Raw genomic sequence first — 19,389 nt, forward strand, 5'->3', positions numbered from 1 at the left:
TAAGGGGGGTGGAAATCATGAACGGTAGCGGTAACCGTATGTCCGTGGCCAAGCGGCACCTGATGTCCTGGGGTGTGGGCCGGGCACTGCCCGGCCGTGCCGGGGAACCGGCCGCAGGCACAGGCGCCGCCACGGTGGTCCTGGAGAACGCGGACCACCTGGCGCAGCTGCTCGGCTCGGACCTGGTCGGCCCGCACTCGGTCATCCTCTCCCCCGGAGCGCCGGAGACCGAGGGCACGCCGCTGGTCGTCGGGTACGAGGGCTCGCTGAGCGAACCCGGCGGCGACCTCTCCATCGACGACGACTTCTTCCTCCAGTCCCAGGACTACGCCACCTCCGCCTACATGTCGGTGATCGGCGCCACCCTGATCCGGATCACCGAGGAGGCCGACTTTGAAGCCTTCCTCGCCGACGCCGACCGGGCCCGCGCCGAGGGCGAGTTCGCTTCCTTCGTCACCGACCCCGCGGTGCAGCTCGCCGACCTCTCCGCCCTGGGCGGCGGCCCGGCCGGCGACGGCCCCGCCACCCGGCTGTGGGTCGGCCCGGAGGGCGAGCTGTCGGTCTCCCCCGGCGGCAGCCGGATCGGTACGCTCGGCGACTCCTTCGCCACCGTCCACGCCGCCTGGGAATACCTCAACTCCACGAGCGACCAGCCCTGTCCGGTCTCCCTCGGCGAGGTGCTGCCGGAGCCGGAGCGGGCCGCCGAGCTCGCGGCACGCCCCTGGCTGGGCCGGTACCTGGCCGCGCTGAACGCCGTACGGGAACTCCGTGCCCGCGGTCTGGGCGAGATACGGGTCTCCGGCTTCGGGGGACGCCTGGCGCCCACGAGCGAAGCCGGCGAACCCACCAGCCCCGCCGACCTCACCGACGCCGAGCTGCCGCTGCTGCTGTGGACCGACGAGGCCGCGTACCTGCACGCCTCCGGCCGGACCTTCCGGATCAACCGGTCCGCCGGTGAACTCGCCGAGGCCCTGCTGGTGCACGGCTCCCTCGACGCCGCCGCAGCCCACGCCGACCGTGACGCCCTGGCGCGGGTCGAATCCTCCTTCGCCGCCGCCGGTGTCTCCCTGCGCTCCGGCGAACTGCTCGGCGCGGGGAAGTGAGCCCGCGGCCATGGCCCTCGCACTGACTCCGCTCGCCGTACCCGGCGACGCCGGCCGGCTGATCGCCGAGCTCGGCGACCGGGCCGAGCTCCACGACCTGTACGACCCGACCGGTTCCCCGGTCTACCACGACCTCTCGGTCCGCGACACCCACGAGGTGCGCGAACTGATCGCCCAGGTCCGCCGTACTCCGGGGGACATCCTCGAACTCGCCGCCGGCTCCGGACGGCTGACCCTGCCCCTGCTCGCGCTGGGCCGCTCGGTCACCGCCCTGGAACTGTCGGAGGGCATGCTCGGCCTGCTCGCCGAGCGGCTCGCCGGCTCCCCGGCCCGGCTGCGCGACCGCTGCACCCCCGTCCACGGGGACATGAGCTCCTTCGCGCTGGGCCGCCGGTTCGAACTGATCGTGCTGGGCACGACCTCGATCTCGCTGCTCGACGCGACCGGACGGGCCGGACTGTACGCAGCGGTGCGCGAACACCTCGCGCCCGGCGGCCGGTTCCTGCTCTCCACGGCCGACATCTCCGACCCCAGCGCCCAGACGGACGCCGAGGCCGTGTTCGAGGTGACCGGCGCCGGCGGCTCCGGCTACCGGATGCACGAGTACTGGCCGGCCGGCGCCGAAACCCGGACCGTCACCATCTTTCCCGCCCCGATCGCGGACAGCGGCCCCGTCACGGTGTGCACCAGCACCGTCGGAGTGCTGCCCGCCGACCGGCTGGCGACCGAACTCGAACAGGCCGGCCTGTCCGTCCTGGCCCGGCACCCGCTGCCGGCCGGCGGCTCGCGCCACCACGACGTACTACTGGAAGCAGGTGTCACGGCATGACCGCCCTCTGGGCCTCCCTGCTCGCCCCGGCAGACCAGGGGCGCGACGACCTCTGCGCGGTGTCCGCGGACGGCGTCCGAGTGCGCTATGCCGACGGCAGCGAACTGCTCTGCGGTTCCAGCGGCCTGTGGAACACGAACATCGGCTACGGCAACACGGCGATCGCCGAGGCCGCCGCCGAAGCCCTGCGCGAGGCCTCCTACCTGAGCACCTTCCGGTACGAGAACACCTATGCCCGGCGGGCCGCCGAGGCGCTGATCGAGGTCAGCGGCCCCGAGGACTACAAGCGGGTGCTCTTCTCGACCTCCGGGGGCGCCGCCAACGACCTGGTGATGAAGCTCGCCCGGCACTACCACGCACTGCGCGGCGACGACCGCCGCAAGGTGGTCGTCGGTCTGCGCGGCAGCTACCACGGCCTGACCTACGGCAGCTTCTCGCTGACCGGCGACAACCTGGGCCAGCAGCTGTACGGCGTGGACCAGCGGCTGGTCCGGCACGTCACCGCGAACGACCCCGCCGAGATCGGCGCACTGCTGACCCGGCAGGGCGGCCAGATCGCCGCCGTGGTGGTCGAGCCGGTGCTCGGCTCGGGTGCGGTCGCGCTCACCGAGGAGTACGTGGCCGAACTGCTGCGGCTGCGCGAGGAGTACGGCTTCCTGCTGGTCGCCGACGAGGTGGCCACCGGCTTCGGCCGGACCGGCAGCTTCTTCGCCTCGCAGCGCTGGCCGGCCGCCCCCGACCTGGTGGTCAGCTCCAAGGGCCTCACCAACGGCACGTCCGCCGCGGCGGCCGTGATCGTCTCCCACCGGGTGGCGGACGCCTTCGACGAGGCCGGTGCGCTGCTTTCGCACGGGGAGACCCAGGCCGGTACGCCGGTGACCTGCGCCGCGATCCTCGCCACCCTGGCGGAGATGCGCCGGCTGGACGCCGTGGCCCTCGGGCAGCGGCTCTCGGAGCGGCTGGACACCGAGCTGGCCCGGCTGACCGCCGAGGACCCTTCGGTGTCCGGGACTACCGGTGCGGGCTGCTTCCGCTCCATCCGGGTGACCACGGCCGACGGCACTCCCCTGCCCCAGGCCGAAGTCCCCGCGCTGGTCTCCGCGATCCGCGCGGCGGGCGCCATCGTCCACCCCGGAATCCACGGCATCCAGCTGATCCCCGCCCTGACCTACACCGAGGCCGAGCTGGCCGAACTGCTGGACTGCGTCCGGACCGGCCTGGCCGTATACCGGGCGGCCCGGACGCCCGGGGAGAAGGCCCTCGCATGAGCAACGGCTGGCACTGCCCGACGGTGATGATGTACGGCGGTGACGAGCTCGCCGCATGGCTCGGCACCCGTACGGAGCGTTCCATCACCCTGCTGCTGGACGAGGGGATCGCCGGCGCGGCGATCGCCGCCTCGGTCGGCGAGCAGATCGAGCGTGCCGGCCGGACCGCACGGACCGTCGTGATCGGCGGCTCCGGCGATCTGACCGCCGTCACCGGGCTCGCCCGGCAACTGGCGGACACGGAACTGGTGATCGCGGTCGGCGGCGGCTCGCTGCTCGACCAGGCCAAGCTGGCGGTCCTGCTGTCGGCGGACCCGGGGACCGAAGACCGGCTCAGGGTGCCGCAGCGGTGCGGGCTGATCCTGCTGCCGCCGGCGGAGCACCGCGGGCCGCGGCTGGTCGCCGTGCCCACCACCCTGGGCACCGGGGCCGAACTGAGCGCGGTCGCCTGCCTGGAGTACCCGCAGGGCAAGCGGCTGGTCATGGGCGGCTCGCTGCGGCCGGACGCCGCGGTGATCGACCCGGAGGCCACGGCCACCCTGCCGTACGCACTCCTCGCGGAGGGCCTGCTGGAGGTGCTGTTCCGGATCACCGGCCAGTACATCGGCGACCACCGGGACCTGCCCACCGAGGACGCACTGGCCGAGGCGCTGGCGGTCCGGGCGGTCCGGCTCGGCGCCGGACTCCGCTCCGCGGACGCCGGGCTGCGCGCCGAGATCGCCAAGATCAGCGGTCTCAGCCATGCGGGCTGGGTGCTGCTGGGCCGGGCTCCGTACGCCGGCCGGGGCTGGTACCTCGCCAACGAGCTGTCGACGGGGCTGGGCCTGCGGAAGATGACGGCCGTGGCCGCGCTGCTGCCGCCGCTGTGGTCCGCGATCGCCGCGGGCGACACCCGGCTCGGCTCGGCCCGCCGGCTGGACCGGCTGTGGCGGCTGCTGCGGACGGCCGTACCGGACGCGGCGCTGCCCGAGGACCCCGGTCCTGGCATCGCGGCCCTGATCGACTCCTGGGGAGTCATACGGGAGATCGCCGCGGACCCCGCGGAACTCACCGCGGTCGCCCGGAGCTCCGTACGGGCCTGGGGCGCGGGGCTGCCGATGCTCGACGGCCTGAGCGCCGCGGACATCGAGGCCCTGCTGCACCGGGCGGTCCCCACCAAGACTTCCGCTCGCGGAGAGCTGTCGCTCACCGCCTGCGGATGACCGAAACACACGTCAGAACGAAGAAAGGAGGTGTCACACATGAAGGAGAACCTGAACCAGGACTTCGAGGCGCTCGAGCTCGGCATGCAGGAGCTGGAGGCCATGGAGGCCCCGGGCTGGTGGTCCGTCGGCGGCTACATCAGCGGCGCGGGCATCAGCGGTGCGGTCACGTACAGCATCGTCGCCACCGCCATCGCGGCGACCTGATGACCGTCCCCCCATCGACCCCACGAACCGCGTGAAGGAGGTGAACAACATGCAGGACATCTTCGAGAAGGACGCCATCGACTCCCTGGAGCTGGGCATGCAGGAGCTGGAGGCCATGGAGGCCCCCGGCGTCTGGTCCAACTTCAAGGACGGTGTGACCGTCTCGGTCGCCGCCTCCGCCATCTACGGCAGCGTGGCCACCGCTGTCGCCGTCACCTGATCCTCAGGTGCACAGCAAGGTCCCGGGTCCCGGAAGGAAGCCTCATTTCCTTCCGGGACCCGGGGTCCCGCCGTTTGTACGTTGCCACGTTGCCACGGAGCACGCATGAGTAGTACCGCAGTAGCGAAATTCGACGGTCTGACCAAGCGTTTCGGCGCATTCACCGCCGTCGACGACATCACCTTCGAGGTCCCCTCGGGTCGGATCGTGGGTCTGCTCGGCCGCAACGGCGCCGGCAAGACGACCTCCCTGCGCATGCTGCTGGGCCTCACCGCGCCCACCTCCGGCAGCGCCACCGTCTTCGGCACCCCCTACGCCGAACTGCCCGACGCGGCCCACCGGATCGGCGTCACCATGGACGGCATCGGCGCCATGCCGGGCGTGTCCGGCCGCCGCGATCTGAGGATCTGGGCCAAGATGCTCGGCCTCCCCGCCCGCCGGGTGGACGAGGTACTGGAGCGGGTCGGCCTCGCCGACCGCGCCGACAAGAAGCACAAGGGCTTCTCCACCGGCATGAAGCAGCGGCACGCCCTGGCCTGCGCGCTGCTCGCCGACCCCGAACTTCTGGTGCTGGACGAACCCGCCAACGGTCTCGACCCGGACGGGATCCGCTGGCTCCGCACCTTCCTGCGGTCCCTCGCCGACGAGGGCCGCACCGTTCTGCTCTCCAGCCACCTGCTGGCCGAGGTGGAACAGACCGTGGACGACGTCGTGATCGTGCAGCAGAGCCTGCGCTACTGCGGCACCCTCGACGAGCTCACCGAACAGGGCCGGTACAGCCTCGAGGACCGGTTCTTCGCCCTCGCCGGGGACACCGGAAGCACCGGTGGTACCGGAACCAAGCCGGCGAAGGAGGCCGCACATGCGTAACGTCATCGCCGCCGAGTGGTCCAAGGCCTGGACCGGCAAGGCCTGGTGGATCCTCGCCCTGATCGGCGTGTTCCTCGGCGTCCTGGCCGGCACCGGCTTCGTCGCCCAGGCCGACGCGGACATCGCCGCGGGCCGGGAGACCGTCGAGGCGGCCACCGACCAGGTGGTCCGCTGCTGGTTCATGCTGATGCTGTTCTCCGCTCTGTTCGGCGCCGTGTCCGTCACCAAGGAGTACAACTCCGGTGCGATCGCCCGGACCGTGCTGCTCAGCGGCGGGCGCGGCCGGCTGCTGGCCGCCAAGCTGATCGCCGGCACCGGCATGGGCGCCCTGTACGCCGTACTCGCCACCGCCCTGGCCGCGGCCTCCCCGATGCTCCTCGTGGCCGGCGCCACCGAGCACGAGCCGGTGTGGACGGGCGAGACCACCCTGACCCTGGTCGGCGTCTTCGCCGTCACCCTGCTCAGCGCCCCCTGGGGCGTCTTCCTCGGCTGGATCATCCGCAACCAGACCGCCGCCGTCGCCACCCTGCTGGGCCTGACCCTGTTCGTGGACGAGGCCCTGCTGCGGCTGCTGCCCGAGGCCGGCAAGTTCACCCTGACCATCGCGATGAGCTCGGTCTACCGGGACGGCAAGCCCGAGCTGCTGTCCGTGCCGCTGGCCCTGCTCGTCATCGCCGGCTGGCTGGCCCTGTCCGGGTTCGCCGCCCGCAAGCTGTTCCTGTCCCGGGACGTCATATGAGGTCCGGCCGGGCGGGCGCGGGCGCCGTGCTGACCCCGGAGCGGGCCACCGCGCTGCTGGCCCGGCCGCAACTGGCACCCGACGTCACGCTCCACGAGCCGATCGCCGAGGACGCCCCCTGGGTGGTGCAGCGCGGCGCCCAGCAGTACATCCGGGTCGGCGCGGACATGGTCCGGCTGCTCCAGGCCATCGACGGAGAACGCGGCCACCCGGACCTGGCGGCCGAGCTGGGCTCGCCGTGGACCGAGGACACGGTCGGCAAGGCCGTCGAGAACCTGAACCGGATGCGGCTGCTGGAGGACGGCCTGCCGCACAAGCACAGCAGCACCTGGTTCAAGTTCGTGCCGCCGCTGACCTTCCAGCTCACCCTGGTGAAGCCGGACCGGATGCTCTCCCGGCTCGCGCCGCTGCTGCGGCTGTTCGCCAACCGGGCGGGCGCCGTCCTCGCGGCGGTCCTCGCCCTGGGGGGTCTGCTGGCCCTCGCCTCCCAGGCGCCGGTGCTCAAGGAGAGTCTGGGAGCGCCGCTGCCGCTGGGCATCCTGCTCGGCGTCTCCGGCGCCTCCGCCCTGGCGACCGCGCTGCACGAGATGGGTCACGGCGCGGTCCTCACCCATCACGGCGGACGGCCCAGCCGGATGGGCGTGATGCTCTTCTACCTGACCCCCGCGTTCTTCTGCGACGTCTCCGACGGCTGGCGGCTGCCCGAGCGCCGGCAGCGCGTCCAGGTGGCGCTGGCCGGCATCGTGACGCAGCTGGTCATCGCCGGTTCGGCGGGGCTCGCTTCGCTCGCCGCGGGCGAGGGGGGTCTGCGGGACGGCATGCTCGTCTTCGCCGTCTCCACGTACCTCACGAGCCTTTTGAACCTGCTGCCGTTCGTCAAACTCGACGGCTACATCGCGCTGATGACCCATCTGGACATCCCGCACCTGCGGGACCGGACCATGGCCGACGCCCGACGGTTCCTGGCCCGGATCCTCTTCGGCGGCCGGTACGAGAAGGAACTGCCGGGGCTGTGGTGGTCCGTGCCGTTCGGGCTCGTCTGCATGCTCTTCCCGCTGTACCTGATCGTGCTGGCGGTCACCCTCTGGCTCGACCTGCTCCAGGGCATGGGGTTCATCGGCTCCACGCTGGTCCTCGCCGGTGTGGGCTACCTCGGGTACCGGGCCTGGGTCGGCGGCCGGCTGCTGCTGCGCGAGGCGCGTACGGCCGGCGCCCGGACCGCCCGGATCTGCGCCACGGCGCTGCTGGCCGTCGCCGCCGCCGGTGCCGTGCTGACCACGGTCACCGTGCCGTACACGGTGGCCGGCGGGTACGTCGTCGAGGACGGCAAGGCCTCGCTGGTGCTGTCCGATTCCGCCGACGTGGAGGCCGTCACCCAGGGCGCGGAGGTCACCCTGTTCCGCCGCGGGATGGTCACCCGGACCGAAACCGGGACCGGAACCGTGGGGCGGGGCCGGGCCGAGGAAGGCAGCGCGCCGATGTCCGCGTTCGTGCCCGTGCGGGAGGGCGACTCCCTGCCCGTGCCCGCCCTGGTCCTGCCGCTGTCGGTGACCGGCACGGCTCCGGCCGAGCCCATCGGCACCGCGCGCGTCGCCGCCGGCACCCGCTCGCTCGGCACCTGGCTCTACCTCTCGTACATCGCCCCGGCCACTCGCTGACCCTCACGGGGATAGGACTCGCACACGACATGGACATCCTCCGGCATCTGCACTTCTGCCCGCCCGGTACGCCGTTCTTCGATCTGCCGGCCCGGGTCGATCCGGCCGAGGACGCCTTCCCCCTGGCGCATGACGCGCTGCCCGAGGGCTGGTCGCGTACGCCGGGCAGCGAGTGGGTGGTGATGGCCCCGCCGGGGGTGACGCTGCCCAAGCAGGGCTGGAAGATCCATGTGTCGGCGACCCTGGACAATGCCGCGCACCTGCTCGACCTGGTGGCGAAGTACTGCGTCGCCGAGGGCGTGATGTTCAAGTTCATCCGCTCCCCGCAGCTGCTGCGGCAGCGCAACGGCAAGTACGGCGACCGCAGCGGCAGCGGCAAGTTCCTCACCGTGTACCCGCTGGACGACGCGCACTTCGAGGAGGTGCTGCGGGAGCTCGACACCCTGGTGGGGGGCGAGCCCGGCCCGTACATCCTCAGCGACCTGCGCTACCGGCAGGGCCCGCTCTACGTCCGCTACGGCGGCTTCGTGCTCCAGGCGGTCCGCTCCGCCGAGACCGGTGAGCTCGTCTACTGCATCGAGAACCCGGACGGCGAACTGGTGCCGGACCGGCGGGGCCCGGGGTTCCGGCCGCCGGAGTGGGTGACGGTGCCCGACTGCCTGGCCGAGTCGCTGGCCGCGCGCGGGGCGGGCACCCTGCGGGACTTCCCGTTCCGGGTGACCGCCGCCGTGCACTTCTCCAACGGCGGCGGGGTGTACCGGGGTACGGACACCCGGGACGGCTCGGAGGTCCTGCTGCGCGAGGCCCGGCCGTACGCGGGCCTGGACGCGGACGGCCGGGACGCGGTCACCCGGCACCAGCAGGAGCACTGGGCGCTGCGCCGGCTGGCCGGGGCACCGGCGATGCCGCGGCTGATCGACTACCGCAAGGGCCACGAGCACTACTTCCTGGTCCGGGAGTGGGTGGAGGGCACCGCGCTGTCCAAGGAGCTGATGCGGCGCAACCCGCTGCTGAACGGGCTGACGTCGCCCGAGGCGCTCGCGGAGTACACCGCGTGGGCGCTGGACGTGCTCGGCCAGACCGAGCGCGGGGTGGCCGGGATGCACGAGCGGGGCGTGGTCTTCGGCGACCTGCACCCGGGCAACCTGCTGGTCCGGCCGGACGGCGACGTCGTGTTCATCGACTTCGAGACGGCCGTACCGCCGGAGGAGCAGAACGGCCAGACCATGGGCGCGGTGGGCTTCATCGCCCCGGCCGGGTACACCGGGTTCGCGGTGGACCGCTATGCGCTGGGTTGTCTGCGGCTGGCGATGTTCGCGCCGCTGGTGGCGATGGTGTCGTGGTCCCCGGACAAGCCGGAGGAACTGCTCGAGCTGATCACGCGGTCCTATCCGGTGCCATCCGGCTTCGCCGCCGCTGTACGCCGTGACCTGGGGCTGCCTGCCGCCGGCCCGGACTCGGGCAGGTTGTGGGCCGTGCCCGGGGCCGGGGAGTGTGCCGGGTGGCTGCGAACCCTCGGGGACAGCGTGCTGGCCACCGTGCAGGAGGGGCGGGAGGACCGGCTGTTCCCCGGTGACGCCGCGCAGTTCTTCACCCCGGAGGGCGGTCTCGGGTTCGCCCACGGAGCCGCCGGGGTGCTGTGGGCGCTCGGGGAGGCCGGGCTGCCGGTCCCGGAGGAGCACCTCGACTGGCTGGTCGAGCGGGTGCAGGCGGCGGCCGATCCGCAGCCCGGTTTCTACGCCGGGCTGGGCGGCATCGCGTACGCCCTGGACCGGCTCGGCCGCGCCGACACCGCCCGCGAGCTGGTGGGCCGGATCGCCCAGGCGCCGCTGTCCGGGCTCGACCACACCCTGCAGGACGGCCTGGCCGGAGTGGGCCTGACCCTGCTGCACTTCGGGCTCCCGGACGAGGCCGTACAGATCGCGGGACGGCTCGCCGAGCTGCCCTCCCCGGCCGGCCGCGGACCGGACCGCCGCCCGGCCACCGGGCTGCTGCGAGGCAGCACGGGCACCGCCCTGTTCCTGCTCCGGCTGTACGAGCACACGGGCGACGGCACCCTGCTGGACCGGGTGGCCGAAGCCCTGCGCACCGACCTGGCCGGACTCGGCTGGCAGAGCGGGGAACCCTTCGGGGAGTCCGCCACCGGCCGTATCCCGGTGATCGGCGCGGGCAGCGGCGGCACCGGCATGGTGCTGCACGATCTGCTGGCGCACCGGCCGGACGAGGAGCTGGCCCAGGCCCGGGACGCGATCCTGGCGGCCACCGAACTGCCCTTCCTCCCCCAGGCCGGCCTCCTGAACGGCCGCGCCGGCGCCATCCTGACCCGCGTCCACTTGGCCTCCGGCCGGCCGCTCCACTCGGACGGCGTCCGCGAACCGGCGCGGGCTGCCGGACCGGGGGCAGAGCCCCCCGCAGTGGCCCCACCCGGCCAGGGCCGTTCGGCCCCCGCGAGCCGGGGATCCGGCCCGGAGGGCGCCGGTGCAGCCGGCATCGGCGCCGGGGCGGACCCCGCGCTGGAGCGGCATCTGGCCGGGCTCGGGATCAATGCCGTGCCCTTCCGGGGCGGCATCGCCTTCCTCGGCCAGGAGTGCCTGCGGATCTCCGCCGACCTGGCCACCGGATCGGCCGGGGTGCTGCTGGCCCTGACCGCCGCCCTGAGCGACCGCCGCGCCCGGCTGCCGTTCTTCTGAACCACACCTGCGTAGCACCGCACAGACCGGACGAGCCCCGACGGAGCCCCCGCCGAAGGGGCTCGTCCTTCCCTCCCCAGGTTGGAACCGCTGATGATCGATTTCCTGGCCACCCTCGACCCCGCGAACGGCCTGGCCGAGGACTCCTGCATGCTGCCGCCCGGGCCGCCGGACGACCTGCTGTGGCGGGCCCTGGTCCGGCTGGCCGCCGGTACCGACCAGGCGGAGCGGGACGGCCAGGCCCTGACCCCGCGCGTGGTCGGCGCGTACGGGCACACCCGGATGGACGCCCTGGTCCGCGGCGCCGGCGAGGCCGTCGAGCGGTTCGCGCTGTTTCCGCAGGACGGCGGGGTGCCCGGGCAGGTCCGGGGCACCGCGGCCGGACTCGGGGCGCGGGCCCTGGACTTCGCCGCCCCGGGCCTCGGCCTCGGCGATCCGGCCGCCGCCGACCGCACCCTGACCTGGTACCCGGCCCGGCGGCTCGCAGACGGGGCCGAACTCCTCGTACCGGCCGGGCTGGTGGACTATCCGGTCCCGCCCGGCGAAGCGGAGGGATTCGATCCGGGCCCCTCCGGTGCCGCCTCCGGGCAGGGGTACGACATGGCCCTGCGCTCCGCCCTGCTGGAGCTGGTGGAGCGGGACGCACTGCTCGTGGCCTGGCAGCAGCGGCTGCGCCCGATGCGCATTGACCTGGCCCCGCTGACGGCCGACGGGATCCCGCGCGGCAAGGAGAACGCGCTGCGGCGCGGGCTGCTGCGGCTGTGGGAGTCGGCGCTGCGGGCCGGGCTGGAACCGGTGCTGGCCGATCTGCCCACCGGGATCCCCGGGGTGGTCTGCACGGTCGGGGTGGTGATCGACCGGACCGGCCCGCAGCCGCTGGCGACGATGGGCTGCAATGCCACCGACCGGGTGGACTGGAGCATGCTGGGCGCGCTGCAGGAGGCCCTTCAGGTGCGCTCCGCCGTGGTCAACCAGTGGGAGAGCCACGGGTACGGGACGGCTCCGGCCGCCATCGAGGACGATGACGACCGGCTGCGGTACGTCGCCTCACGGGAGTGCTTCGAGCACGTCGCGGAGTGGACCGGCGGGTTCCGTGGATCCCGCCCGCCCCGGGAGGCCCGCGAGGTGCCGACCGCAGAGCTGGTGGCGGGAATGCTCGCCGATGGCGCCGACCCGGTCGCGGTCGACCTCACCCACCGACTTCCGCTTGGGCTGCGGGAGATGGGCTGGGCGGCGGTGAAGGTGGTCCCGGTCGGCTACCAGCCGCTGCGGCTGGCCGAGAGCCACGACTTCACCTGGAACACCGGACGGCTGCGCACCGCGGAGGCGCGAACCGGGCTTCCCGGGCTGCCGGCCGATACCGAACCCGCCGTGAAGTGGCGCCCGCACCCCTTGCCATGATCTGCAACACAGGAAGTTTCGCAGGTCAGAACCATGGAGAGGACCATTCGTATGGAAACCACACTGGGTGAGCAGATCATGCTCCTGTCGCTCGACGACACCACCGGCGCCGCCGCGCTGCAGCCGCAGTCCGAGTTCATGATCTCCACCGCCTCGGTGCTGGAGCTCGCGCTGGCCGGCCGCATCCGCCTGGAGGACGGCCGGATCCTCGTCAACGACCCTGCCCCGCTGGGGATTCCGGTTCTGGACGCGACGCTGGCGGCCATCGCCGCGGCGAAGCAGCCCGAGGACGCCCAGGCCTGGATCTTCCGGCTGAAGGAAGAGGCCGTGGAGGGCGCCCGGCAGGGGCTGCTCGACAAGGGCATCATCCGCGAGGAGCTGACCCGCCGCTGGGGCATCTTCCCGACGAAGCGCTACCCGGAGGCCGACGGCACCGCCGAGGACGGGGTCCGCGCGAAGCTGGCAGCTGTGGTCCTGGAGGGCGGGCAGCCGGACGACCGGACGGCCGCCCTGATCGCGCTGCTGCATGGCGGCGGCCTGGAGAGCCTGGTGTTTGCCGACCGGAAGGACCAGGAGGCGGTCCGCGCCCGGATGGCCGAACTGTCCGAGAACCACTGGTCCGAGCCGGTCATGAAGCAGCTGGTGGACTCGGTGTTCGTGGGCCTGGCGGGGTACGCGGCCACCAGCGTGGCCGCCATCAACACGGGCAACTAGGACGCAACGAACGGGGGTTCCTCAGGTCTTCCTCAATTCCCCCGGACCGACCCGTTCCGGCCGGCACCTTCCGTTCACCGGGGTGGCCGAATGTGTTAACTTCCCTATTGCTGATCAAGGTTGTTGTCGCGGGGGCGACAACCCGAGGTTCGACCGACTCGGGTTACCGACCGCTTTGCATAGCAGAATTACGGGGAAGCATGGAACGTATCTTTCTTGTCATCAATTCTCCATCGTTGCGCCGCAGGATGACCGAGGTGCTCTCGGCACCCGGCTGGGAGGTCTGCGGACGGGAAGCGGACGGGGGCGTGCGACCCGCCGCTCCGGCCGATGTCGTGGTGGTCGAGGCAGGCGCCCTGGACGCCGACCACGGCCTGGCCGCGTGGGGCACCCGGGCCATCGCCCTGGTCTCCGGCGAGGACGACCCGTTCTGGGAGTCCGCGGCCTTCGGCCGGGTGGTCGGCATCATCGACCGGGACGACCCCGACCACGGACACATCACCGCCGTCCGCGAGGTGCTGGGCGGCCGGGGCTGGGTCTCCCCCGAGCTGGTGCCGACGCTGCTGGCAGGCCGGACCGGGCAGTTCCGCCCGGCGGAACCGCCGGCCGCCGAGGTCATCCGGCTCACCGACCGGGAACGCGGAGTGGCCAACCTGGTCGCCGAGGGCATGTCCAACTCGGAGATCGCCGAGCATCTGACGATCGAGCGCAGCACGGTGAAGTTCCACGTGTCGAACGTGCTGCGCAAGCTGCACCTGCGCGACCGGTCCCAGGTGGCCGCGCTCTGGCACTCGCACGCCACACCGGTCCGCTTCGCGGCCTAGACGGAACCTTGACACAAACCCCCGTCCCGGGACGGGGGATGACCCGCCTCGCGGCGGGCGCGCTCCTGCGGCGCCTGGCACTAGTTTTACGCCAGGCGCCGCACGCCGTACCGGGAGAAAACGAATTCGCGTTACCACGGATTCGCATCAGTGATGCGTCAATTCGGCGTGCCGGTAATTCATTCGGCCGGGCGGGCGGGCGGTGCCGCCACCGATATCGCCGCGCGGAAAGTTGCACAGATGGACCACTCCCCCGGGCAGCCCCGCATATCGGTGATCTGTCCGACCTACAACCGGTCGCGCCCGATTCTCGACACCCTCGCCTCGGTGAGCGCCCAGACCGTCACCGACTGGGAAATGCTGGTGGTGTCCGACGGCAGCACCGACGACACCGACGCCTGCGTGCGCGAGGCCGCCCTTGCCGATCCCCGGATCCGGCTGCTGCGTGCCGAGCGCCACGGCCATCCCAGTGGCCCCCGCAACCTCGGTCTCGCCGAGGCCCGGGGCGAGGTCATCGCCTACCTCGACCACGACGACCGCTGGCGGCCGGACCACCTCGCCGTGGTCCTCTCCCTGACCGACGCCGGCGCCGAGCTGGTGGCCACCGGCTTCGAACTCCAGGACCCGCAGGGCCGGTCCACCGCCCTGTCCCGGCCGTACGAGATGTGCTGGCACCCGGAGTTCCAGCTGCTGGGCGTGGTTTTCGAGCCCTCCCGGGTGGCCCACCGGCGCGGCCTCGCCGAGCAGGTCGGCGGCTGGCGGGCCGGGGCCGGGCTGGAGGACTGGGACCTGTGGCTGCGGATGACCGACGCGGGGGCCCGGTTCACCACGGTGGCCGAGCGTACGGCCGTACTGCTCGACGACGCCGGCACCCGCCGGCACCGGATCCCGGCCCGGCACTGGCTGCCGCTGGCAACCTTCGACCACCCGCGCGCGGCCCACACGATGCTGGAGCGGCTGCGCTCCGGCCACTCCGACGCCGCACTGAGCGCGGCCCAGGCCGCCGACACCGCGGAATGGCTGGCCCGCCTGACGGCCGACCCGGACTTCACCCGGCCCGTGGGCTGGGCCGGCGACGCGGCGGCCGAGATAGCGCGGGACCGGCAGCCGACCGCCGGGCAGGAGCTGTGGCCGGAGCTCGCGGTCGTACGGCTGCCACGCTCCACCGCGCCAACGGGCCGGTACGTCCTGGCCCAGCCGCTGCGTTGCGCCGATGCGCACCACGCGGAACGCATCACCGCACTCGTCCGCCGCACCCAGCCACGGCTGTTCGCCCTGCTGAACGCCATGGCAGCCGAGGCGGACACAGAGTCGGCGGGCGCCCGATGAAGGCGCTGGTCCTCGCCGGAGGCACCGGCAGCCGACTGCGCCCCATCACCCACACCGCCGCCAAACAGCTGGTCCCGGTCGCCAACAAGCCGGTCCTCTTCTACGGCATCGAGTCGATCGTCGCGGCCGGCATCACCGAGATCGGGGTGATCGTCGGCGGCACCGAGCGGGAGATCCGGGCCGCCCTCGGCGACGGCTCGCAGTTCGGCGCCCGGATCACCTACCTGCCCCAGGAGGCCCCGCTCGGCCTCGCGCACGCCGTGCTCATCGCCCGGGACTGGCTGGGTGACGAGGACTTCGTGATGTACCTCGGCGACAACTTCGTGGTCGGCGGGATCACCGGCCTGGTCGAGGAGTTCCGGCAGGAGCGCCCGCACGCCCGGATCCTGCTCACCAAGGTTGCCGACCCGTCGATGTTCGGCGTCGCCGAACTCGGCCCGGACGGCGCCGTCGTACGCCTGGAGGAGAAGCCGGCCGCCCCGCGCAGCGACCTGGCACTGGTCGGGGTCTATCTCTTCACCTCCGCCGTGCACGAGGCGGTCGCCGCGATCGCGCCCTCCGCGCGCGGGGAGATGGAGATCACCGATGCCATCCAGTGGCTGATCGACGCGGGCCGGACCGTCACGGCCACCACCATCACCGGCTACTGGAAGGACACCGGGAACGTCGCCGACATGCTGGAGGTCAACCGGGCGGTGCTGGAGGGCATCGAACCGGCCGTCGCCGGCTCGGTGGACGCGGCCAGCGAGATCGTGGGCCGGGTCAGGATCGCGCCGGGCGCCCGGATCGTCCGGTCGCGGATCGTGGGCCCCGCGGTCATCGGCGCGGACGCCGTCGTGACCGACTCCCACATCGGCTCCTTCACCTCGGTGGCCGACCACTGCCGGATCAGCGGCAGCGAGGTGGAGTTCTCCATCCTGCTGGAAGGCGCCCGGATCGAGGACGCGGGCCGGATCGAGGGCTCCCTGATCGGCCGGTCCGTCCATGTCTCCGGCGCGGTGCGGGCACCCCGCGCGCACCGGCTGGTGCTGGGCGACCACAGCCGGATCCAGATCGCCTCCTGAACACCCCCACCCCTCCCGACCCGATCCCACCCGACGCGAAAGACCGCGAGACGCACCATGAGAATCCTCGTCACCGGAGGGGCCGGCTTCATCGGCTCCCACTTCGTCCGCCAGCTGCTGTCCGACGCCGGCCCGGGACTCACAGCGCCCACGGCCGTGACCGTGCTGGACGTGCTCACCTACGCCGGCAACCCCGCCAACCTGGCCTCCGTACAGGACGATCCGCGGCTGACCTTCATCCGCGGGGACATCCTCGACACCGACAAGGTCACCGCTCTGATGGCCGAGCACGACGCGGTGGTCCACCTGGCGGCCGAATCCCATGTGGACCGGTCCATCGCCGCCGGCGGCGGCTTCGCCTCCACCAACGTCCTCGGCACCCAGAACCTCCTCGAGGCCGCCGTCCACGCCGGGCTCGGCACCTTCGTCCACGTCTCCACGGACGAGGTGTACGGCTCGATCCCGGTCGGCTCGTGGACCGAGGAGCAGCCGCTCTCCCCCAACTCCCCCTACTCGGCGGCCAAGGCGGGCTCCGACCTGCTGGCCCTGGCGTACCACCGGACCCACGGCCTGGACGTCCGGATCACCCGGTGCTCCAACAACTACGGTCCCCACCAGTACCCGGAGAAGATCATCCCGCTGTTCATCACCCGGCTGCTGGACGGCGGTTCCGTCCCGCTCTACGGGGACGGCGAGCAGATCCGGGACTGGCTGCACGTGGAGGACCACTGCCGGGCCATCCGGCTGGTGCTGGAGGGCGGCCGGCCCGGCGAGGTCTACAACGTGGGCGGGGGCACCGAGCTCACCAACAAGCAGCTGACCGCCCTGCTGCTGGAGGCCTGCGGCCGGGACTGGGACAGCGTGGAGCACGTGGCGGACCGCAAGGCCCACGACGCCCGCTATTCGGTCGACTGGTCCAAGATCCGCGACGAGCTGGGCTACCGGCCGCTGCGCTCCTTCGACGAGGGCCTGGCCGCCACCGTGGACTGGTACCGCGAGAACCGCGCCTGGTGGGAACCCCTGACCACGCCCTCCCAGGCCCGGCTCTAGGGAGTGTCCGCCGGCCGGAAGACCGGGACCGCGAGCCCGGCCGCCGGCTCCGCCCGGAAGGCGACGCGCAACACCATGCCGATGCGCAGCTGCGCATCTGCGCAGTCCACGATCTCGGTCATCATCCGGGGCCCCTCGGCGAGGTCCACAACGGCGGCGACGTACGGGACACGGGTGCCGAAGGGCGGCAGGTCGTTCCGGTGGATCACCGACCAGGTGTAGAGGACCGCGTCCCCGCTCGCCGGCTCCCAGACCACCCGGTCCTCGCCGGCCCAGCAGTACGGGCAGAACTCGCGGGGGTAGTGGTGTGCCCGGGTGCAGGCGGTGCAGCGCCGCAGCAGCAGCCGGCCCTCGGCCGCGGCGGCCCAGTAGGGCCGGGTGAACTCGTCCACCTCGGGAAGGTCGAACCGTACGGTGCTCACAGGAAGAGTCCGATCGCCGAGTCGAGAGACCAGGTCTGCCAGCTCATGGCGAGGAGCGCGACGAGGGAGATGAGCGCCATCATCGCGTTCTGGCCCTGCTCGGCCCAGTCGTGGATCATCAGCACCAGGTAGAGCAGGTTCAGCAGCAGCCCGCCGATCAGGGCGACCGGGGTGAGGAACCCGAGGACCAGGCCCAGGCCCAGGGCGAGCTCGGCGTAGACCACCACGTACGCCATCAGCCGGGGGCGGGGTTCGACCACGGTGGCGAAGCCGGTCTTCACGAACGGCCACCGGTGCTTCCCGGCCACGTCGGCGGCCCAGGCGATGCCGGTACCGCGCTCGAACCAGCCCTTCTTGTCCTTGTGCCGCCAGCTCTCCAGCCACCACAGGCCGAGGCCGATCCGGAGCACGGCGAGCCATTCGGCCCCGCTGAGCCAGATGGTCTGCATACAGCCTCCCCTCCCTCACTACCTGACGGTACGTCAGATAAGCGGATCCGCGGCCCGTGCGCAAGGGCGGGCGCAAGGGTCCGCACACCCCGCCGTGATCGATCCGCAACCGATTCCCCGCTTGACCGAGACCCATCAACGCTCCGTGGCGATACGCTCACACCTCATGCCTGAAGCGCCTGACATGACCACCACCGAGCCCCGCCCCGTGTACGTGATCGGCGGCGGACCCGGCGGTCTCGCCGCAGCCGCCGCACTCCGCGCCCAGGGGGTCCGCGCGGTGGTGGTCGAGAAGTCCGGCTCGGTCGGCGCCTCCTGGCGGCGCCACTACGACCGGCTCCACCTGCACACCACCCGCCGCCTGTCGGGGCTGCCCGGACTGGCCATCCCGCGCCGCTTCGGGCGCTGGGTCTCCCGCGACAACGTGGTGCGCTACCTGGAGAAGTACGCCGAGTACCACGAGCTGGAGCTGGTCACCGGGGTGGAGGTGACCCGGATCGAGCGGGCGGCCGACGGGGCGGGCTGGGTGCTGCACGCCAGCGGGGGCCGCGAGCTCGCCGCGAGCGCCGTGGTCGTCGCCACCGGTTTCAACCACACCCCGGCGGTTCCGGACTGGCCGGGTGCGGCGGCGTACCCGGGCGAGCTGCTGCACGCGGGCGCGTACCGCAATCCCGCGCCGTACGCGGGGCGCGATGTCCTGGTGGTCGGCACCGGCAACACGGGGGCCGAGATAGCCGTGGACCTCGCCGAGGGCGGGGCGGCCCGGGTCCGGCTGGCGGTCCGCACCGCCCCGCACATCGTGCGCCGCTCCACCGCGGGCTGGCCGGCCCAGCGCTCCGGCATCCTGGTGCGCCGGCTGCCGGTGAAGCTGGTGGACCGGATCTCCGCCCTCCAGGCCAAGGTCGCGGTGCCGGACCTGTCGGCGTACGGACTCCCGCGCCCGGACACCGGCCTGTACAGCCGGGTCCGGCAGGGCGCGATCCCGGTGCAGGACGTCGGGCTGATCGCCGCGGTGCGTGCGGGGAAGGTGGAGCCGGTGGCGGCCGTGGCCTCCTTCGACGGGGCCGAGGTGGTCCTGGCGGACGGCTCGCGCATCGGCCCGGACGTGGTGATCGCGGCCACCGGCTACCGGCGGGCCCTGGAGGGGCTGGTGGGGCATCTCGGCGTCCTGGACGAGCGCGGCCGGCCCCGTCCGCACGGTGCCCGCACGGATCCGGCCGCCCCGGGGCTGTATTTCACCGGTTTCACCAACCCGATAAGCGGAATGTTCCGAGAGATGGCCCGGGACGCCGAGAAGATCGCCAAGGCCCTGGCACGGAGCCGCCGCCACTGATTCTTCACGCCGCACCT

19 protein-coding genes are annotated in these 19,389 nt (G+C 72.6%); 17 read left to right on the forward strand and 2 right to left on the reverse strand.

Annotated features, from left to right (window positions below):
- The first annotated feature begins 17 nt into the window (after positions 1–17).
- The 16 genes from mpaB to rfbB all read left to right on the forward strand — a co-directional run bounded on the left by mpaB (position 18) and on the right by rfbB (position 17,168).
- Positions 18–1,103 (forward strand): daptide biosynthesis RiPP recognition protein, encoded by a 1,086-nt coding sequence (gene mpaB / locus ABT123_RS31720; RefSeq protein ID WP_351320987.1) that lies wholly within the window; start codon positions 18–20, stop codon positions 1,101–1,103.
- 10 nt (positions 1,104–1,113) lie between these two features.
- A complete protein-coding gene (gene mpaM / locus ABT123_RS31725; RefSeq protein ID WP_351320989.1) occupies positions 1,114–1,932 on the forward strand; it encodes a daptide-type RiPP biosynthesis methyltransferase in 819 nt (272 codons plus the stop codon).
- On the forward strand, positions 1,929–3,200 hold the full coding sequence (gene mpaD / locus ABT123_RS31730) for a daptide-type RiPP biosynthesis aminotransferase (RefSeq protein WP_351320991.1): 1,272 nt from the start codon (positions 1,929–1,931) through the stop codon (positions 3,198–3,200). The genes mpaM and mpaD overlap by 4 nt, the downstream gene beginning before the upstream one ends.
- The gene (gene mpaC / locus ABT123_RS31735; RefSeq protein ID WP_351320993.1) at positions 3,197–4,402 is read left to right on the forward strand and encodes a daptide-type RiPP biosynthesis dehydogenase; all 1,206 of its coding nucleotides are present in this window, start codon (positions 3,197–3,199) and stop codon (positions 4,400–4,402) included. Before mpaD ends, mpaC begins: the two co-directional genes overlap by 4 nt.
- Before the next feature lie 39 nt (positions 4,403–4,441).
- Complete coding sequence (locus tag ABT123_RS31740; protein WP_351320995.1) at positions 4,442–4,609, forward strand: daptide-type RiPP; 168 nt, start codon at positions 4,442–4,444, stop codon at positions 4,607–4,609.
- Positions 4,610–4,658: 49 nt separating this feature from the next.
- The gene (locus ABT123_RS31745; protein WP_351320997.1) at positions 4,659–4,829 is read left to right on the forward strand and encodes a daptide-type RiPP; all 171 of its coding nucleotides are present in this window, start codon (positions 4,659–4,661) and stop codon (positions 4,827–4,829) included.
- A 105-nt stretch (positions 4,830–4,934) separates the two neighbouring features.
- Positions 4,935–5,699: an ABC transporter ATP-binding protein gene (locus ABT123_RS31750; RefSeq protein ID WP_351321000.1), complete on the forward strand. Its 765-nt coding sequence runs from the start codon at positions 4,935–4,937 to the stop codon at positions 5,697–5,699.
- On the forward strand, positions 5,692–6,438 hold the full coding sequence (locus ABT123_RS31755) for an ABC transporter permease (RefSeq protein ID WP_351321002.1): 747 nt from the start codon (positions 5,692–5,694) through the stop codon (positions 6,436–6,438). Before ABT123_RS31750 ends, ABT123_RS31755 begins: the two co-directional genes overlap by 8 nt.
- The gene (gene mpaP, locus ABT123_RS31760; protein ID WP_351321004.1) at positions 6,435–8,096 is read left to right on the forward strand and encodes a daptide biosynthesis intramembrane metalloprotease; all 1,662 of its coding nucleotides are present in this window, start codon (positions 6,435–6,437) and stop codon (positions 8,094–8,096) included. Before ABT123_RS31755 ends, mpaP begins: the two co-directional genes overlap by 4 nt.
- 29 nt (positions 8,097–8,125) lie before the next feature.
- The gene (gene lanKC / locus ABT123_RS31765) at positions 8,126–10,786 is read left to right on the forward strand and encodes a class III lanthionine synthetase LanKC (RefSeq protein WP_351321006.1); all 2,661 of its coding nucleotides are present in this window, start codon (positions 8,126–8,128) and stop codon (positions 10,784–10,786) included.
- Positions 10,787–10,879: 93 nt separating this feature from the next.
- Positions 10,880–12,187, forward strand: a complete 1,308-nt coding sequence (locus tag ABT123_RS31770) for a YcaO-like family protein (RefSeq protein ID WP_351321008.1) — start codon at positions 10,880–10,882, stop codon at positions 12,185–12,187.
- Between the two features lie 51 nt (positions 12,188–12,238).
- Positions 12,239–12,901, forward strand: coding sequence for a GOLPH3/VPS74 family protein (locus tag ABT123_RS31775; RefSeq protein ID WP_351321010.1), 663 nt, complete (start codon positions 12,239–12,241; stop codon positions 12,899–12,901).
- Positions 12,902–13,149: 248 nt separating this feature from the next.
- Positions 13,150–13,725, forward strand: a complete 576-nt coding sequence (locus ABT123_RS31780; RefSeq protein WP_351321012.1) for a LuxR C-terminal-related transcriptional regulator — start codon at positions 13,150–13,152, stop codon at positions 13,723–13,725.
- Positions 13,726–13,965: 240 nt separating this feature from the next.
- Positions 13,966–15,054 carry a glycosyltransferase family 2 protein gene (locus tag ABT123_RS31785; RefSeq protein ID WP_351321014.1) on the forward strand — a complete coding sequence of 363 codons (1,089 nt, stop codon included), beginning with the start codon at positions 13,966–13,968 and terminating at the stop codon, positions 15,052–15,054.
- Positions 15,051–16,118: a glucose-1-phosphate thymidylyltransferase gene (locus tag ABT123_RS31790; RefSeq protein ID WP_351321016.1), complete on the forward strand. Its 1,068-nt coding sequence runs from the start codon at positions 15,051–15,053 to the stop codon at positions 16,116–16,118. Before ABT123_RS31785 ends, ABT123_RS31790 begins: the two co-directional genes overlap by 4 nt.
- 57 nt (positions 16,119–16,175) lie before the next feature.
- Positions 16,176–17,168, forward strand: coding sequence for a dTDP-glucose 4,6-dehydratase (gene rfbB / locus ABT123_RS31795; RefSeq protein WP_351321018.1), 993 nt, complete (start codon positions 16,176–16,178; stop codon positions 17,166–17,168).
- On the opposite strand, the gene ABT123_RS31800 is transcribed toward rfbB, so the two are convergent.
- The gene (locus ABT123_RS31800) at positions 17,165–17,590 is read right to left on the reverse strand and encodes a Zn-ribbon domain-containing OB-fold protein (RefSeq protein WP_351321020.1); all 426 of its coding nucleotides are present in this window, start codon (positions 17,588–17,590) and stop codon (positions 17,165–17,167) included. The genes rfbB and ABT123_RS31800 overlap by 4 nt on opposite strands.
- Positions 17,587–18,039: a DoxX family protein gene (locus ABT123_RS31805; RefSeq protein WP_351321022.1), complete on the reverse strand. Its 453-nt coding sequence runs from the start codon at positions 18,037–18,039 to the stop codon at positions 17,587–17,589. The genes ABT123_RS31800 and ABT123_RS31805 overlap by 4 nt, the downstream gene beginning before the upstream one ends.
- A gap of 166 nt (positions 18,040–18,205) precedes the next feature.
- Here ABT123_RS31805 and ABT123_RS31810 point away from each other — a divergent pair, with 166 nt between their 5' ends.
- Positions 18,206–19,372 (forward strand): flavin-containing monooxygenase, encoded by a 1,167-nt coding sequence (locus ABT123_RS31810; RefSeq protein WP_351321024.1) that lies wholly within the window; start codon positions 18,206–18,208, stop codon positions 19,370–19,372.
- Positions 19,373–19,389: the final 17 nt, after the last annotated feature.

The sequence above is a fragment of the Streptomyces sp. NPDC002054 genome (assembly GCF_040296685.1).
Classification (GTDB): domain Bacteria; phylum Actinomycetota; class Actinomycetes; order Streptomycetales; family Streptomycetaceae; genus Streptomyces.

What these genes read in the sequence shown, in the direction of transcription:
- mpaB (WP_351320987.1), top strand. Translation starts at nt 18, where the DNA reads ATGAACGGTAGCGGTAACCGTATGTCCGTGGCCAAGCGGCACCTGATG.
- mpaM (WP_351320989.1), top strand. Translation starts at nt 1,114, where the DNA reads ATGGCCCTCGCACTGACTCCGCTCGCCGTACCCGGCGACGCCGGCCGG.
- mpaD (WP_351320991.1), top strand. Translation starts at nt 1,929, where the DNA reads ATGACCGCCCTCTGGGCCTCCCTGCTCGCCCCGGCAGACCAGGGGCGC.
- mpaC (WP_351320993.1), top strand. Translation starts at nt 3,197, where the DNA reads ATGAGCAACGGCTGGCACTGCCCGACGGTGATGATGTACGGCGGTGAC.
- ABT123_RS31740 (WP_351320995.1), top strand. Translation starts at nt 4,442, where the DNA reads ATGAAGGAGAACCTGAACCAGGACTTCGAGGCGCTCGAGCTCGGCATG.
- ABT123_RS31745 (WP_351320997.1), top strand. Translation starts at nt 4,659, where the DNA reads ATGCAGGACATCTTCGAGAAGGACGCCATCGACTCCCTGGAGCTGGGC.
- ABT123_RS31750 (WP_351321000.1), top strand. Translation starts at nt 4,935, where the DNA reads ATGAGTAGTACCGCAGTAGCGAAATTCGACGGTCTGACCAAGCGTTTC.
- ABT123_RS31755 (WP_351321002.1), top strand. Translation starts at nt 5,692, where the DNA reads ATGCGTAACGTCATCGCCGCCGAGTGGTCCAAGGCCTGGACCGGCAAG.
- mpaP (WP_351321004.1), top strand. Translation starts at nt 6,435, where the DNA reads ATGAGGTCCGGCCGGGCGGGCGCGGGCGCCGTGCTGACCCCGGAGCGG.
- lanKC (WP_351321006.1), top strand. Translation starts at nt 8,126, where the DNA reads ATGGACATCCTCCGGCATCTGCACTTCTGCCCGCCCGGTACGCCGTTC.
- ABT123_RS31770 (WP_351321008.1), top strand. Translation starts at nt 10,880, where the DNA reads ATGATCGATTTCCTGGCCACCCTCGACCCCGCGAACGGCCTGGCCGAG.
- ABT123_RS31775 (WP_351321010.1), top strand. Translation starts at nt 12,239, where the DNA reads ATGGAAACCACACTGGGTGAGCAGATCATGCTCCTGTCGCTCGACGAC.
- ABT123_RS31780 (WP_351321012.1), top strand. Translation starts at nt 13,150, where the DNA reads ATGACCGAGGTGCTCTCGGCACCCGGCTGGGAGGTCTGCGGACGGGAA.
- ABT123_RS31785 (WP_351321014.1), top strand. Translation starts at nt 13,966, where the DNA reads ATGGACCACTCCCCCGGGCAGCCCCGCATATCGGTGATCTGTCCGACC.
- ABT123_RS31790 (WP_351321016.1), top strand. Translation starts at nt 15,051, where the DNA reads ATGAAGGCGCTGGTCCTCGCCGGAGGCACCGGCAGCCGACTGCGCCCC.
- rfbB (WP_351321018.1), top strand. Translation starts at nt 16,176, where the DNA reads ATGAGAATCCTCGTCACCGGAGGGGCCGGCTTCATCGGCTCCCACTTC.
- ABT123_RS31805 (WP_351321022.1), bottom strand. Translation starts at nt 18,039, where the DNA reads ATGCAGACCATCTGGCTCAGCGGGGCCGAATGGCTCGCCGTGCTCCGG.
- ABT123_RS31810 (WP_351321024.1), top strand. Translation starts at nt 18,206, where the DNA reads ATGCCTGAAGCGCCTGACATGACCACCACCGAGCCCCGCCCCGTGTAC.